General features: G+C 48.7%; 6 protein-coding genes. 5 read left to right on the top strand and 1 reads right to left on the bottom strand.

Annotated features, from left to right (window positions below):
• Nucleotides 1-447: 447 nt before the first annotated feature.
• The 5 genes from AABK40_RS15855 (at nt 448) to AABK40_RS15835 (ending at nt 15,825) form a co-directional block, all read left to right on the top strand.
• A complete protein-coding gene (locus AABK40_RS15855; protein WP_338398103.1) occupies nt 448-2,118 on the top strand; it encodes a hypothetical protein in 1,671 nt (556 codons plus the stop codon).
• Nucleotides 2,119-2,338: 220 nt separating this feature from the next.
• Nucleotides 2,339-5,410 (top strand): SusC/RagA family TonB-linked outer membrane protein, encoded by a 3,072-nt coding sequence (locus tag AABK40_RS15850; protein WP_338398102.1) that lies wholly within the window; start codon nt 2,339-2,341, stop codon nt 5,408-5,410.
• A gap of 13 nt (nt 5,411-5,423) precedes the next feature.
• The gene (locus tag AABK40_RS15845; protein ID WP_332921162.1) at nt 5,424-6,848 is read left to right on the top strand and encodes a RagB/SusD family nutrient uptake outer membrane protein; all 1,425 of its coding nucleotides are present in this window, start codon (nt 5,424-5,426) and stop codon (nt 6,846-6,848) included.
• The gene (locus tag AABK40_RS15840) at nt 6,848-8,290 is read left to right on the top strand and encodes an FISUMP domain-containing protein (protein ID WP_338398101.1); all 1,443 of its coding nucleotides are present in this window, start codon (nt 6,848-6,850) and stop codon (nt 8,288-8,290) included. Before AABK40_RS15845 ends, AABK40_RS15840 begins: the two co-directional genes overlap by 1 nt.
• A 38-nt stretch (nt 8,291-8,328) precedes the next feature.
• A complete protein-coding gene (locus AABK40_RS15835; protein WP_338398100.1) occupies nt 8,329-15,825 on the top strand; it encodes a S8 family serine peptidase in 7,497 nt (2,498 codons plus the stop codon).
• 250 nt (nt 15,826-16,075) lie between these two features.
• Here AABK40_RS15835 and AABK40_RS15830 read toward each other — a convergent pair whose 3' ends face one another.
• Nucleotides 16,076-17,725, bottom strand: a complete 1,650-nt coding sequence (locus tag AABK40_RS15830) for a PAS domain-containing sensor histidine kinase (RefSeq protein ID WP_338398099.1) — start codon at nt 17,723-17,725, stop codon at nt 16,076-16,078.
• Between the last annotated feature and the right edge of the window lie 484 nt (nt 17,726-18,209).

Raw genomic sequence — 18,209 nt, 5'->3', positions numbered from 1 at the left:
GATCTTAACTTAACAAGTGAAAACAAAAAAGGAGGTCTTGTTTAATTAAAATTAAGCATCTTTTCTGATTTATTCAATCCCTCAAACAGTTTAATGTCCACCACTTTGCGCTACTGCCGCCCTTCCTTTGGGATAGATTAGAAGGTGTTTTCGGTTTTTGACCTTTTTTCAAGTATTCACTAATCCATTTTTAGCAGAAACCCCCAGCGGCTCTTCATTGCCGAAAAAATGCCGCCCATTACTGCGGATTATATCCTGTGGCGTTGCAGGAGGCTGAAAATCAGCTTTATAATCAAAATGTAACCCACTGTGCCATTGCGTGCTTTGCGCCAAATCATGCATTGGCACAATGATTTTTCCAATGAAACAGCCTGTAATCTTCTGCCCATTAGCTTTGCATTAAACTATGATTCAAGGAAGAACCCTCCTTTAACCTAATGTATTACTATGAAAAAAAAGGTCTTAATTCTCGGACTTGTGGCGTCGGTATTAGCAACGCCAGGTTGTGTAAACGATAAAATCGATGGACTGCAGCAGCAGATCGACGATCTGAATTCCAAAGTGGGTGAGCTGGAAAAAAGTCAGCAGGAAGCCTTACTTAATGCCATGGCTGCCATGGAAGTGAAAATGGCGGCATTGTCTTCTGAACGCGATGCGGATTACGAGCAGATCATGGAGCAAATGCGCCTGATGCAGGAAGAGGTTGCCAACAATTCTGATGCGATCTATTACGGTAACCTATTGACCGATGCCGATTATGAGGCCTTTGCAACGCAGGGCGCAACGATCCTTACGGGTAAGGCGGTTTTGAAATCGGCGGATCAGTATCAAAAAATTGCGGCAGCCAAACTGGTTGGCGGCGATTTGTTGATCTCTGGCCTTGCGGAAGTTGATTTTGAGATGTTGCAAACCGTTGGCGGACACCTTTCTGTATCTGCTTTTCAGGATGGTGGAAAGGTTACTTTCAGCAAGCTGACTTCCGTAGGTGGCGACATGGTGATTGCTGAAGGCGCAGGCTTGACGGCAGTAGATGCCCCTGAATTGGTGTTGATTAACGGAGGACTGACTTCGGAAATGAATGACGCCCTAACTTCCCTGACCCTTCCTTCCCTGGATCAGGTATCGGATGTTTTGGTGGATGGTTACCTCGAGGATGACCCGACCTACCTTCACCTTGGGGTATTGTCGGCGCTTGATCTTGGCGGTGCCCATGTTACCGACAATGTAGCAGTAAGTTATGTATCGGGCGGTGAATTGGTGCTTGGTACGGTAGGTGGCAGTTTTGAGTGTGTGATGACCGGGCTGACGACCATCAGTTCAGCCACAACGATGCTTGAAGGCGGGTTGGTGCTTGATCGGAATTTTGCCGTAGAAACTGTGGACTTTGAATCGCTTGAAAAATTGTATGGCGAGCTGAATATCAGCAGTAATGACAACAGCTACGACTGGGAGGCGACCGAATCTACGGGACTTTCTGAATTGCCGGCCTTCAGTGCCCTGACGGAAATCCACGGTAGTGTGATTATCAACAACAACGGCAATATGACAGAAGCCATCGGCTTAAATGCAGTAACCACTTTTGTTGGTGAAAAAATTTCTATCAGTACGTCGGGTCCCAAAACGCTGGATGTGATTTCAGTTTTTAATGAACTGACAGAAGTTAAAGCAAGTACTTATGGTTTTGCTGATGTGGAGGTTTTTGCTTACGCCAGCTGGTTCAAGAGTTTCTCCAAGCTTGAAAGAACGAACGACCTTCGCCTGGCACTTAAAGCTGTTCAGTTGGGTGGTGGCATCAGCAGTGTGCAAAATACCGCCAATGTTCGCCTGGATGGTTTCGAGGCCCTGAATACAGTAAGATACCTGAACCTTGATGCGGGAGATGTTACCGAATTCAATGCCCTTGGTTCACTCGACAGATTCCTTTCTTATGGCGATTACCTGTACCTGACCATGCCAAAAGATGAAAACGTAGGGCTTTGCTCGATGGAACCTATTTTTAATAAGATAAACAATGGTGATTTTGAGGGTGGAAACAAAAAGGCCACCTTCTCTTTCAACTGGGCGAATATGGAAACTCAAGAGGCCATCACACAGTTGTTGACACCTTGTAACGATTAATTTTAGTCGATTACGCTGAGGGGGAGGCTGACTCCCTTCCCCCTAATGTTGAGCATAGGGCTGGGGAATACCTAATGCTAATTTTTTCAACTCTTCCCCACTAAACATATAAGAATAAGGCAAGGAACAGCCTGTGGCGACCGTTTCTGAGCGTGCAGCAGGCCTCCCCGTTTTATTCTGCAGTGTTCCTAATTTCAGTTTACCTAAAAAAAAGATATTGATGAGAAGTTTATTGATGCTGGTAGCCTTGTGCTTACTGAGCAGTATAAGTTACGCCCAGTCCTTTACGGTCAAAGGGGTGGTTACCGATGAGGTAGGTGACCCGATCCCCGGAGTTAATGTGTTGGATATTGCCAATAACAACGGAACCATTACCGATGTTAATGGCCAATACCTGCTTCAGCTACCTTCCAATAGCATGGAGTTGCAGTTTTCCTTCGTAGGGATGGCGCCGCAGACCGTAGCCGTTGGCGGGCGGTCAGAAATTCATGTTCAGTTACAAAGTGCCATCACCGAGCTCGATAATGTGCTGGTGGTGGCCTATGGTACTTCCACCAAAGAGGCCTTTACAGGGGCCGCCGCTGTTGTGGATGAAAAAGTACTTGAAAACCGGCCAGTAACTTCTTTTGAAAAAGCCCTGCAGGGGACCACCCCCGGCCTGATGGTCAGCAGTTCTTCAGGGCAGCCTGGGGCAAGTGCTACCGTCCGTATTCGTGGAATTGGTTCACTCAGCGCAAGCAGTAGCCCGCTTTATGTGCTTGATGGCGTGCCGATGAGTGGCAGCCTGTCAGATTTGAACCCCAACGATATTGAAACAGTAACGGTCCTTAAAGATGCCTCCGCCTCTTCGCTATATGGTTCAAGAGCCGCCAATGGGGTCATCATGATTACCTCAAAGCGAGGGAAAAAGGGAAAAACCAACATCTCCTTCAACAGTCAGGTGGGGGTAAATCAGCGAATTTCCAACGGTTATGGCCTGATGAACTCCACGGATATTTATGAGCACAGCTGGCGCGGACTTTACAACCGTTCGTTGCTCGATGGCAACAGTGTGGATGCCGCACGGGCGCATGCACATGGGGCTGTTCAGGAAACCGTAGGCTTTAACCCTTTTGGTGTAGACCAACCGTTAGACAACAACGGAAAACTGATTCCCGGAACACAGGTACTTACCGATACCGACTGGCGCGACCAGGTGTATAAAAATGGCATCACCCAAAATCATAACCTGACCATCTCTGGCGGAAACGACCAAACACAACTTTACTTTTCTCTTGGTTATTTTGCCGACGATGGTACCGTGATCTCTTCCAACTTCAACAGGATCACCTCCAAAATCAATATCAACCACCGCATTAACGATGTCTTTACCTCGGGCATCAGAACGCAATTATCCTATTCCAAAGCGGCCCAGCCTCCCGGAGGTACTGGGGGCGCAAATCCTGTGCGATCAGCAGAGATCATCAACGCCGCCTCGCCCGTTTATAATCCCGACGGCAGCTACAACTGGGACAATAAAGCCATTTTCGATTTTAACCCTTTGGGGCTTGCCGAACTCGATCAGTATGGCTACACCTCAAAGGCCGTGATGGCCAACATGTTTATTCAGGCGGATTTCCTCGAACATTTCAATTTCAGATCAACGCTTGGGATTGACCAAACGGTGGAAAACGGACTGAGTTATTACAATCCATTCCATGGTAACGGGCGAGGTGTTGATGGTCGTTCGAGCAAAAGCAATTATGACCTCTTCACCTGGAACCTTTCCAATATCCTGACCTACCGACAGGAGTGGCAGGATCATCACCTCGAGGTGCTTGCCGGACAGGAGGCCATCGCCAGTCAAAGTCAGTTCCTGAGTGCCGAGGTAACCGGATTCGGGATTCCCAACCAGCCAGAACTCGGCTGGGGAGCGACGCCTCAGCAAGCCTACAGCTCCACCACCAGCTGGGCGATGGTGTCTTATTTGTCGCAAGCGAAATATGATTTTGCCGACCGCTACTTTCTGAGCGCAAGTGTACGTGCCGACGGCAGTTCCCGATTTGGAAGAAACCACCAGTTTGGGGTGTTTTATGCCCTCGGTGGTGCCTGGCGACTTATTGAAGAGGAATGGATGAAAGATATTTCCTGGATCAGCAATATGAAACTGCGAAGCAGCTACGGAACTTCAGGAAACAACAGCATTGGTAATTTCGCCTCTTATGGCCTCTATGGCAGTGGTGCCAATTACAACGGCATTTCGGGCATCAGCCCAATACAGTTGCCAAATCCCGACATTCAGTGGGAGAAAATTTCTGCTTTCAACATCGGGCTTGAAACCGCCTTTTTCAATAAACTGACTTTGGATCTTGAATATTACCATCGTCGTTCCGACGGGCTGCTGTTCAACAAACCCCTGTCAGCAGGAACCGGTTTCCGTTCCATCCTGACCAACCTCGGGGCAATGAACAACAGCGGTATTGAGGCGAGCTTGCAGTACACCATCGTCGATAAAAAAGACTGGTACAGCAATGTGGGTTTCAACATCTCGACCAACAACAATAAAATCCTCAATATTGAAACCGATCAGCTCGTTTCCGGCACCAAATTACTGGAAGCCGGCGGAAGCATTTATCAGTTTTATATGCGGGAGTGGGCAGGGGTGAACCCAGACAATGGCAAGCCGATGTGGTATGTAAATGCCCAGAGCGACGATAAAAAAGAAAACAGCAACCCTGCTTCGGCCTTCCGCGATCCTCATGGTTCTGGCCGTGAGGTTACCAGTGACTACCAGGACGCCGAGCGTGTTCGCCTTGGTACGGCACTGCCACAGTTTTATGGAGGATTGAACTACAGCCTGACCTACAAAAATTTCGACGTTTCCTGCTACTTCTATTACAGCCTTGGCGGGCAGATCTACAATAACGACCTGGCCACCAACATGCACGACGGTACCCAGCCGGGCTATAACCTGGCCAAAGAGGCCCTGAACGCCTGGACTCCTGAAAACAGGGATACCGATGTGCCCCGCTACGTGATCAACAACGAAGACGGCGGTGCACTGATGTCGAGCAGATTCCTTGAAGATGCTTCTTTTCTGCGCCTGAAGAACGTAGCGGTAAGCTACAATGTTCCTCAGCGATTGATTAACCCTTTTCACCTACAAAACCTGAAAATTTTCCTTTCGGGTGAAAACCTGTGGACGCTGACCAACTACAAGGGATTTGATCCCGAAGGTGCCATCAACGGAACCACCAACAATGTCATTCCCGGCGTGAAATCCATCACCATGGGCATTAAAGTAAGCTTATAAATGAGAATCTGATATGAGAACAAATATATTCTGGGTGCTTATCCTGAGCACTTTTTTCAGCGCATGTAGTCAGGATTTCCTGATGAGAGAACCCACCGAATCTATCAATGATGGGGATACTTTTGAACGCTATTACAGTGCCAAAGCAGCCCTGATCGGCGTCTATGATTTACTCAGTGCCCCCACTTTTGATGGCCTGTATTTGCCGATCACCAACGATATTATCGGTGAGGACGTTATGGTCAACACCGTCAATAACTGGAACTGGTTTGTACCCATTTATCAGTTAAACACATTACCGAACCACACTTACGTAGATTACCCCTGGCATCAGGGTTACCGCGTGATTCATGCCGCCAATATGGTGATTACCAATGTGGGCAATATCCCTGATGCTACCAATGACCAAAAAGCGCAAATGGAAGCAGAAGCCCGACTGTTGCGGGCCTATGCCCATTTACAACTGGTACAGCTTTTTGCCCCTGCCTACCATGTGGATCCGCAGGCGGAAAGTATCATGCTCCTGGATCGCGTATTGCAATGGAGCGAGGAGCCTATGCCTCGGGCAAGCCTATCGGATGTTTATGAATTTTTACTTCAGGACATTCAGGTGGCGATCGATCTTTTTGACCGCGTGGAGCAGGAAGACCAGTTGCAGGACCCTGCCTACATGAGTCAGCGTGCAGGATATGCACTCCTGGCGCGGGTAAATCTGAACATGCACCGCTGGGAAGAGGCCTTCGATGCCGCCAATATGGCGGTGGAAGATATGGAGCTCACCGATGGCATTGACCTGCTCAGGGGCTTCAACTTTCGCAATGCGGAAAGTATTTTTACCATCGCCTACACGCCACAGGACAACAATGTGTACATGACCATCCCTTCGTTTTACTATCCGGTATATGGCTACAGCTCTATGCGTGCCAATGAGGATTTCGTGAATATGTTCGCCAGTTCCGATCTGCGTGCCAATCAGTTTTATATGGAGGAGGAAATTGATCCTGACCGCCACCTGATCATGAAATTTCACCATAATGCCGTGGTGGGAAATGCCGAGCGTATTCCCATGCGTGCTTCGGAAATGGTATTGATTCAGGCGGAAGCTGCCGCAGAAATGGGCAACGACCGCAAAGCGCAGGATGCGCTTTTCCGTATTCAGCAACGTGCCGATCCTTCGGCTTTTCCGCCAACCGCAACAGGGCAGGAGTTGATCGACTTGATCTTGATAGAGCGACGCAAAGAACTGTTCGGTGAGGGCTTCCGCATGAGCGATATCAAGCGCCGTTCGGCCCCCTTTGTACGTGGAGGCAACCACTGGGTGAAGTTTGATTTCAGCCAGCAGGATGACGATTATTACAGAATGACCTTGCCTATTCCGCAGTCAGAAATTGACGCCAATAGCAATATCAGCGAATCGAACCAAAACCAGGGATACTGATGGGCAAACGGACAACATATATCAGACAGTGTGCCGCCTTGTTGTTGATACTGGGCGCGCTGATGGGCTGCCAGAAGCATGAAGACCCCATCAAGCTACAGCCCAATGCCGGGCCGAGCTTCGAGAATGTCGAAAGTGAACAATACCATGTGCAGCTGAATGCCGTGCCACTGCCTGCGGGTGTGGAGGGCACGTGGCAGTTGTTCATGGGGGAAAATGGCCATTTTGAGGACATCCACGACCCGAAGAGCAAATTTTTCGGCGAGCCAGGTGAGCAATATGTCATCGGCTGGCAGGCCGGGCATGGGGAAGCCTATCGGGTAGATGAAATCTCGGTCTCTTTCAAAAGCATGAACCCTCAGATGCTGCACCCGCAACCCGACAGCCTGAGTGGTAATATCTCGGTTTACCTCCATGCTGCTGAAGTGCGCTTTGGGGCGACAGGCCAATGGGAAGTTACCGAAGGGGCAGGCGGCCGAATTTTGCAGGCCGATTCGCACCGTGCCGAATTTATCGGGCGGCCACAAACCGCCTATACCGTAACATGGACAACCACCTATGGTTCCAAATCGGCAACTGTCAGCTGGCAGTTTGTAACCGATGAACTCAAGGCGGATGCCGGGGCAGACCAGCTCGATATCAAGGCCGGTACCGGTGAGGAGAAATATGTAACCCTTGAGGCTTTTCAGCCAGCAGGTAGTGCCGTTGAGTGGGCACTGGTGGGCGGCGAAGGCGGAAAGCTGATCAATAGCAATATCCCTTCCGCCTTGTTCAGTGGTAAGGCCGATGAACGCTACGAGCTTCAGTACACTGTTACTTTGGACGATCAGGTGTCGGTGGATACCGTCCAAATTCGCTTCCGTGGCAAATGGGGCATGTGGAAAGATGAACGTGACGGGCAAAGCTACCGCTTTATTGAGCACGATGGCATGGAATGGATGGCCGACAATTACAATTATGCCGCCTACCCGGGCGAAGGCTCCTGGGTTTATGGCTTTGGTTACCGTGCGGTGGTGGTCGATGGGCATGCCCTGGAAACCGAAGAAGATCGCAAAAAATATGGCCGGCTTTATCACTATCTCGCGGCGGTAGAATCTGCCCCGGAAGGCTGGCGAATACCGACGGTGGAGGAATACGAAAAGCTGATCAGTGATTTTGGCGGAGGCATTGCCGGAAAGGTTAACCTCGAAATAGGAGGGGCCTCAGGCATGGAGCTGCCTTTTGGTGGCGATTTTGAAATTAACAGTGGCACCGACCCTGCAAACCGGAATGTTTTTTCCGGTCAGGAAATCAGGGGGCACTTCTGGACGTCCAATTACGCGGAGAACTATAATTCCAACTACATCTTCATTGTCCCTCAGGGGCTAAATGAAGCTGGCATGGCGGTTTATCCGGTCGATTATTATATGTCCTCAGTGCGCTATGTGCGCGATGTTCAGTAAGGCTGGGCAGTTCAGTTTACTAAAAAAAAGGAAGATCAATGAAAAATATTAAATATATCGGAAGCCTTTGTCTGTTGGTATTGCTGTTCAGCAATGCTTTCGGGCAGGCGGCGCTTAGTCAGGAGGTGATCCCCGGCCGGATACGGATCAAGTTTAAGCCTGAAGCTATGGCCGAGCAGCCCAATTTGCGGATGAAGGCCAATTTTGACAAGCCATTACTCGGCATTGCCGCGGTGGATCAACAATCCCAGCAACAAAAAATTCACCAGCTCAGAAGGGTATTCCCCTATTCGCCAAAGCATGAAGCCAAGCACCAAAAGCATGGTTTGCACCTGTGGTATGAGCTGGAGTTTGATACAGAAACATCCCCGGAAACAGTCGTGAATGCTTATGCTTCACTGGCCGAAATCGACATCGCTAAACCCGTCTATCAAAAGGTGAACCTGGGTGAGCAAGCGGCTGTTCAGCGGGTTTTTTCTGCACAGGCCACTGACTCCCTGATGTTCAACGACCCCATGATATCACAACAGTGGGGTTATGAAAACGATGGGACCGTTGGGCTTGAAGGTTATGACATCGACCTGGCCAAAGCGTGGGCGAAGGTGTCGGGCAGCGCAGATATTATCGTGGCGATTGTCGATCAGGGAATTGATGTGCACCACGAAGACCTGAAGCAGAATATCTGGGTTAATGAGGTCGAGCTGTATGGCGAGGAGGGTGTTGATGATGATGGCAACGGATATATTGACGATATTTACGGGGTGAATTTTGCCTTCGGCGGACCGGTAACTGCCGGCGACCACGGTACGCATGTTGCCGGAGTGGTTGGGGCAATGTCCAACAACGGCCTCGGGGTTGCAGGTGTGGCCGGAGGAAACGGCGAACAGTCGGGCGTAAAGATGATCTCGAGTCAGGTTTTTGATAGCCGTGTGAATGGCGGGCGGAACTTTGCGGAAGCCATCGTTTATGGGGCAGATCAGGGTGCTATTATTTCTCAGAACTCCTGGGGCTATAATGTGCCGAACTATTTTGAGCCCGAAGTACTCGAGGCGATTAACTATTTTATCGAGGAGGCCGGTCAGTACGAGGGCAGCCCGATGAAAGGCGGGATTGTGATTTTTGCGGCAGGAAACAACGCCTCTGAAGCGGTGCGTTATCCGGGGGCTTTCGATCAGGTATTGGCGGTGGGGGCACTTGGGCCCGACGGACTGCCGGCACCATATACCAACTACGGAGACTGGGTGGACCTTTCTGCGCCAGGTGGAAACATGAGCCAGTATGGCAATGAGGGCGGGATTCTTTCGACCCTCGCAAGAAATAAATATGGGATGATGGAAGGAACGTCGATGGCTTGTCCGCAGGTTTCGGGCGTGGCAGCATTGGTGGTGGAGGCTTTCGGTGGAGAGGATTTTACCGCTGACCAGTTGCGCAGAATCCTTGAAGGATCGGTGAAGCGATTTGACTTTGACCATCAGGATAAATTTGGCAAGGGGGCATTGAATGCCGAAAGGGCTTTGCTGGACGATAACCGCGAACCTCCGTCAAGAATTACCGACCTGGGGGCAAAGGATATTTTCCATAATGAAGCAACCCTGACCTGGACGGTCCCAACGGATGAAGACCAGGTGGCGCCGGCGAACTTTTATCTCGCCATGTCCGACAAAGCATTTTCAGCGGCTGAATTTGATCAGCAGGTGGTTTACCTGATTGCCAACAATATTGATGGCGGGGAGACTTTTGAGCTGCAAATTACAGGCATGCTCAAAGAATCCCCTTACTGGTTTGCGGTGATGTCCGAAGACCGCTTTGAAAATCGCTCGGAGGTTTCCAACGTGTTCACCTTCACGACTTCCAAGCGCCCGAACTTCATGACCAACAAAACTCAGCTGAAGTTTGAAATTGATGTCACTGAGGAGGCCATCAAGCAGGAAACCATTACCTTTTCCAATACCGGCGACGGAATTATTTACTGGAATGCATCGGTAACAAACGAAACCGTTAATGCGATTACAGCGCAGGAGCAGCTGAGTCCGAAGGACTCAACAGCTTCAACAGCATCAAAGGCCTCCGTGGTATGGGTGCCGAAGGAGCAACCACAGGCCGCTTCAGCAGCAGTGACCAACGCAGGTATGCCTGCCACCCGTGAACTTGCGGCTGGCGAGGCGCCGATTCCCACCGACCACTGGAAAGGGGACGTAACGGAATTTGTGGCAGGGGTTTCCTTGCAAAACAATACCTATCCTACTTATATGGCAGGTACAGGAGATTTGAGTGCGGGGCTGATTTTCGCTACCCGATTTGATATTCCCTGGGATTATACCTTCAACCTGACACACGTCGAGGGCTTGTTCTTTTTGGACGAATGTCCGGAGCCTATTGTCATAGAAATTAAAAAAGGCGGAAGAAACGATTTTCTGTCGGCAGAAACAGTTCGCCTGCAGGAATACTATCCGGATACCTTCGACACCTTCCAGTTTTACCGCATGCCATTGTATGAACCATTGCGCATCGATGAAAATGAATCTTTCTGGGTGGTGTTGCATTTCCCTTCTGCCATGCGCTATCCGTTGGCCATGCAGACCGACCCTTATCCGTATCTCGACGAAATCCGCTATTCAGATAATAACGGGCGCTCCTATAAGGTCATTACGCAGCTGAGAACTCGCCCATCGGTACCGGTAATCTCTGCGCTCAGCACCGGCGATTATGGCGCCTTTGTGTTCCTTGATCCAACGCAGGGCGCAATCCGAAACGATCAGGAGCAACAGGTAACGGCAACGATTGACGCCCACCAATTGCCCAACGGTCCGCATATTGCCTCCATGGGAATTTTCACGAACGACATCCACAAACCGATACAGAACATTGAAGTATTGCTTGAAATCAGTGGGCAACAGGCCGCCATTGATCCGGCCTTCCGTTTTGAGGAAACCGTGTTTGCGCATCAGGAAAACCTGGTGGAAATTGAGGTGGAAAATACCGGACTCGACAAACTCACCATTACCGGCCTGACGGACCGAGAAGGCAATTCGCTCGCCATCGTGAAGGAGCCTTACGACCCAGAGTATATTGCGCCAAAAAGTAAAGGCTTGCTCCGCTTTCAGTATACCGCTCCTGATAAGGGATTGTACAGTGAGCAGTTGCAAATTCAGGCACTGGAAGGGGAATTTAATATCAATGGGCAATTTATGGTCATCGATAACCCCACTGCTGACATCCGATTTGAAGTCCCTCAGCTTACCCTGAATGGTGGGGAATCCGGGCAGCTTGAATTGCAGATTGAGAATACCTCAACGGCTGATTTTAAGTATGATTTTTCTGTTTATGACGATCATCAGCTCAGAATGGGCGTTATGCCCCGTGCCCTGACTTACACCATGACCGTGGAGGAAGATACAGCAAGTATTGACCACTGGAAAGCATGGAAAAACTATGCAACACACTATACCCCTGACAGCGTGGCCTTTGATTTCGAAATCGGGATTGATTTTCCTTTTTACGATCAGGTCATCAGGGGAGTGGACATCAATCAGCAAGGGAAACTGGTGGCCTTTACCAATGTGGAAATCAAAGGGCTGGACTTGGATGGTTCCTGGATTATCATCACTGATGTGTACCATGAAGCCCTCGGTATGGAAAGCAGATTCCTGATTGAAGGGGAGATTTATGATGGGCTTGAGAATGGTATCAGGGTGGTCGGTCATGTGGCATTTCAGGTTTCGCTGTTCGCAGATGGCACCATTAAGTACCACTACGTGGACATTGAAGATATGCAGGCGGTTGACGGTATCGGTTACAGCTTTGGTATCCGAAGCCTTGCCTGGGAGAAATTCATGAATTATACCCACGAGGAATACCCACTCAGGAATGGGAGTGTGGTTACTTTTACACCCAATGAAAAAGTATCGGTTATTCGTCAGTTAAGCGCGAAAAATGGGGTCGTGGCACCCGGCGATGTGGCTTCGCTTTCGGTACTCGTGGACCCCGGAAGGGTGAATGTGTGGCAGGGAGACTATACGGATACCTTGCTGGTGGCGACCAATGGCATTCCTGATTTGCAAAAAGTACCCTTTCAGGTAAAAGTGAACGGGCAGGCGGATTTAAAACTGCCTTCTACCATTATTGTCGAGGAGGTGACCACGCAGGTACCGGCCCTTGATTTTATTGAAATTGAAAATAACGGATCGTCGGCTTTATGGCTGACAGCAGTAGCGTCCACAAACGAGGAGGTCGCGGCGCTGGTCAGTGAGCAGGCACTCGAAGATCATATTGAAATTTTGCCACACAGCAAATGGGTATTGCCCGTGGAGGTCGATGCCCTTGAAGTGGGGGATTTCTCTGCCCAAATCGATTTGTCGTTTTTGGTGAACGGCCAACAGCAAACCCACACCGTTACCGTGGGAGGAACCGCCAAGCCAGACCTCACCTACACCTGGGCATTTGGCGAAGCGAATGAACTGGAACTTGAGGGCGATGGCGATTTCTCGATTCCTTTTCAGCTGACCAACCATAGCGCCACCGACAGCCTGCGCTTTACCATCAGTGGAGCACTGTTTGGCGTGGTGGAGCCCGAAGCAAGCTCGGCAGACAGCAGCCATTTTGAACTGAAAGCCGATGGTTACCGATGGTTTAACAGCCAAGAGGGCAATGCTTTTCACCGTTGGGTGGACATTTCCCTGACGGGAGAAAAATTGGATTTTGAGCCTGGGGAAAGTTATGAAATTGACCTGCCTTTCAGTGGGAAATTTTTCAATCAGGAATACCAAAAACTGTGGGTGAGCCATACGGGTTTTGCCAGCTTTATTGAACCTGATTTTGCAAATGAACGATTTGGTTTTGAGACGGGCGACGATCTGCGTGCCATGATGGCGCCTTTCTGGAGTCAGATTATTCCGCATGAATCGGAAGGTGGTTTGTTTTTGCTTCAGCAAGAAGACCGATTGATTTTGCAATGGCATAATTATGTGGCCGACCCGATGGCCTACGGTGCGGAAGGGGTAGCGACATTCCAGCTCGAAATCCTTGCCTCAGGACAAATATTCTTCCATTATCTTGATATTGAGGAGTGGAAAGGCCTGATCTGTATTGGTCTTGAAAGCCCTGACGAGCAATTTGTTCTTGCTGATGAGAAAGCCATCATTGTCCAGTATTCCGAGGCGAAAAACAACACTTCCTTCGCCATCAGCCCAGCATATCATGGGGAATTACCTGCCGGGCAGACCGCCGATTTTACCCTTGCAGGGCAAGGAAACAGGGTATTTGAGTCTGGCCATGCGCAGGATAGCCTGTGGATGATGACCAACAGCATCCGTTTAAAGGAAGCCCACCTCGGCTATGGCTTTAACTATACCGGCGGGCCGATCTTGAACACACTTCAGGAGATTGAGCTCGGAGAAATATTCTATTATGACCCGGCGAAAAAACGTCAGCAGGTGGTCTTCAACAATACCGGACACGAGGAATTGCGCATTACACACCTTGTGATGGAAGGACCGGACGCCTCGAAATTCTATGATGAAGAAGGGCAGCCGATGGTCATATTTCAGGGGGAACTGGTGAAATCCATTGCCGTAGCTCCTGGGGCGAGCACCACGATTGAAGTGGAAATGGAGCAACGTACCACGGGGATGCTGAACGCCAAACTGCAGGTGCGAGGAAACGTGGAGGCGCAGGAAATTCTGATGAACGGAGAGGTGAAGATGCCTCCTGTGATGAATTGGACCGCCACGCCACAGGTTTTTGAGGTGAACAGTACGGAATCGGAAACCTATGATTTTTCCATCAGTAATGAGGGAGAAGGCCAGCTCGATTATCAGTTGAAAGTGCTGAAACTTCCTGAACAACCCGAGGAAAGCATGCCCAATGTGGTGGAAGAGATTGGGCAGATTGCATTGGAAAGTCCCGTCGCGATATACTCGCAGTCGTATGACCATAAAAGCTTTGCTGATGGCTATTTCAGACAGCTTACCGAGGCTACGCCGCAGATTTTCGCTCAGCAGAATTTTGCCCCAGAAGGGGGACTTACCATCACGCATATTGCTTCGCAAAACACTTTTGTGGCCGTGAATGAATACGTGCAAATTCAGATTTATTTCGACGGCGATACGCCCGATGAAGGCACACTGATGTATCAACAGGATTATGTTATTGATCAGGTGATTGATGAACAGTGGGTGTATTTTGCATTGGAGTCTCCATTGCTTGTGCCGGAAGGTCAGTCTTACTACATCATCATCAGACAGCCGAGAGGCGAGGAGCGTGGTTATCCAAAATATATCGGTTATGATTTCGCTCCGGATTACGATTTGCTCGACCATAGCTTTTTTGGGATCAATACTGGAAATGGAGAGGTCGTATGGAACCGACATTCGGATTTTGAGCCTTATAATAATTATAAATATTACTATAAGTTGCGGGCTTTGTCGGCAGGGGAACCTGGTCATTGGCTCAGTCCTGATCCGGCCGTAGGGCAGATTGAGGGTGGAAGCCAACAGCAAATTTCCGCCACCATTAAGGGCAACAAAGGGGTGAGTGGCCGCAATTCGGCGGTACTCTGGATCTCTACCAACGACGATCATCGTGCTTCTGAATTTATGGCGATGGAAATGCGTCTAAATGCCGCACCGGTCATTGAATATCGCCCAAATCAATATGAAGATACCTTGCGCATGGTGGAAACAGAGCGAAAAGTCTTCAGCTACCACTGGAAAGACCTTGAAGGCGACCCCGTAACGGCGCAGGTGCTGCCTGAGTCTATTCCTGAATCTGTGGAAGCGATTTTTGAAGTAACAGGGAAAAATACGGCACAGCTTGAGGTGCTCACCGAATATGAAAGCGAAGGGCTGTACAAGTTTGTCACGGAGTTTCTTGACGACAAGGGCAACAGGACGGTGGATACCCTCTTGCTGCAAGTGGAGCACAAAAACCGTCCGCCAGTTATTAACCCCGATTATAAATATATTACCATGAACCTTGCCGGCAATTCAGCGCTGTCGTTAAAGGTGTCCGATTTGTTTGAAGACCCGGACGGCGACCCTATTCAGGTGTTCAGTGGCAACTATCATCCAGATATTGTGGAGATGAGTTACGGCACGGAAATTATCGGTTTGCATGCCCTGAAAGAAGGGACAGCGGTGCTCGTGTTTGCCGCCGATGACATGAAAGAGGATGGGATCGTCTTTGAATTTGTTTATGTGGAGGTGATCAACGACCCCAATGCGGGCAATGGAGAGCTCGACGGTTTTGAACGTCAGCGCGAGGAACTGGAGCAGTCGGGGCAGGAAACGCTCATGTTCCCTAATCCGGCGCGCGATCAGAAAGTCAACCTGTTGCTTAAGCTCGATACCGCAGGGGAGGTTACCGTACAATTTTACGATGCCGCAGGGCGCATGATGTTGCGCAGACAAAAGCATTTTGCCAAAGGCGGTGTGCAGTCAATGCAAATGGACATTTATGGTTTACAGACAGGCCTCTATCGGGTGCGCGTGGTGCACCATGGCAAGCTGCTGAAATCATCCGCACTGTTAGTGCAATAAGATCCTTTTTTTTTAGTAAACTATGGTTGACGAGGCTGAGCATTTGTACGCTCAGCCTCTTTTTTTGTGCGCCGTGCATGGCGATTAACTAATCGGTGCAAGTCCGTAAATAACGTACACTTTCCCTATAGACACTTTCATCAAAAAGAAGCGTAAAGGGGCTTTGAATTTGCGATATCCGATCTTAGAAATAAAAGAATCTTTGGACAATACTTAAATCGTGTAATAATCAGGGATTGCCCCACTGGAATTATGGCTGAAAGTTGACTTTTTTCCGGATGGTTTTCATCACGCGGCAGGGAAGTTCAAGGGTAAAATGTGCACCTCCTTCAGGGTGCCGCTGAACAGCGATCGATCCGCCATGTAAGGCTGCATATTTTTTAACAAAGTGGAGACCCATTCCTGTTCCTTTGGTGTTTTCTGCATTTTTTGCCCGGTAAAAAGGCTGAAATAAATGCTGCATCGCTTCTTCTGAAATGCCGATACCATAATCCCGGACTCCCAGCTGAACCTTCGACGCATGGTATTCAAGGTGCAGATCAATGGCTTCTTCGGAATATTTCAGGGCATTGTTAAGCAAATTGACAATGATATGCTCCATCAGGTAAGCATCAAATTCAATGGTTTGTGCAGTGCCCACCACCTTGAAACGGATGCGAGCGCAGTCTTCTGCGGCATAGCGGCGCTTGAGAAGATCCTCAATAAAAGCCGGGAAATCCTGCTGTTGCAGGTACAGGTTGATTTCTTCTGTTTCCATCTGCCCGTAATCAAGTAAGCGTTCAAGCATGCCTTTCAGTGAACCGACAGCCTCAAACACCTGATTGAAACGCGGCTGATAAATGGGGGCGTCTTCAGGCGTTTTTTCTGTTATCTGATATTGAATGAGCTGATTGGCAGAATGGATGGTCGTTAGGGGTGTTCTGAACTGATGAGATACCATAGTAATGAAATCAGACTTCATTTTGTTGAGTTCATATTCTTTATTCAGGGCGAGAATCAGTTGTTTTTCATATTTCTTTTGATCTGAAATATCCTGAATAATGAGCTGAAGGTAGGGTTGCTGTTGGGCATCAAAATATTGCTTTTGATTGATCCGTACGCAATGTGCAGACCCGTTGATGTATAGTTTTCGCTCGGAAATAACCTCCGCTTGCTGCTGATTCACCAAAGAGTACAGCAACTGATGCGCCTCTCCTTCGGGCAAGTTACGGAGAATGGTTTTGGAGGCATCACTAACGTAACTGAGTTTTCCCAAAGCATCTACCTGCATAATGATGAAATCATTCTCCACCGAATGTAGCAGCTGTTGCAGGTGTTTGTTAATGGCTTTTAGCGCATTGCTTTTTTTATAATCCTGCTTTTTAAATAGCCATAAAGCCACCGAGGACATCAGGTTAAGGTGGATAATTTGCAGCGCCCGAGCATTAAGTGGGGCGAGGTTTTCAGGAGAGATATCCGTATGGTAAATGTTAAAAGCACAGGCCAGGGCAACAAAAATATTACAGAAAATCAGGTAAAAGAGGTGGTGCCCTTTTTCCAACAGGTTAAAATTGACAATATGGAAGAAAATAATCAGGATAGGCCCAGGCCCATTGACACCACCGACATGGAAAAAGTCAGTATAGAAAATCACCAGTTCCGCCGAGATGAACAAAATCAGGGCCATAGTGTATTTTCTCCGGAAACGGTTTAAATAATAGGCGATCATCACCGTTGGGGCGATGTAAGAAAAAGTAAGAAAGTATATTTTTGGAAGCTCCAATTGTTGGTATAAACTTAAATCCACCACGGCAACAATGACGGCCAGAACAGACATGGCATTCAGTGTGCGTTGCCCAAGGGTGAATGTTGAGGCAGGTCCCAGTATTTGCGTGATGTATTTATTGAAAGTGGTAGTCATGAGAAGGTAGAAAGTCAAAAAAGGTTGTGGTAGTTAAAATATTGAATATCAGTCATTCAATCGTTCAGTTAATTAATAAAAATATTTTTAATCCCCCTGCTGAAGTAGAAAAATTAATTTCATATCAAATAATTTGTGCGTAATAAAATAAGATAGAAAAGGCGTAGTTACGCCAATAAAAAGCATGATTTCTACCAAAAAATCGACAGCCTACTGTACATGTACCTTCAGCATATTAGCCTCAATGGCGCTTTTTCATTCGCCTCGGGTGAAAACCCGTGGTAAAATTAGGAATGACTAAATATTATTTGGCAATCAAAATTGACATTGGGTTGTGGGAAAGCTCAAAATCAACACCTCACAATAGGGGCGAGTTTCTGCTGAGGGGAGTAGTGTTGCCGGTTATTTTTTGTTGGGCATGCGACCCGAATTTGGCGGTTTATACGAGCGGCCTCTTCTTGAAATATGGTCATGGGCAATCCTT

The organism is Persicobacter psychrovividus (assembly GCF_036492425.1).
Taxonomy (GTDB): domain Bacteria; phylum Bacteroidota; class Bacteroidia; order Cytophagales; family Cyclobacteriaceae; genus Persicobacter; species Persicobacter psychrovividus.
Note: the sequence above shows the minus strand (reverse complement) of the source record. Positions and strands in the feature narration are given on the sequence as shown.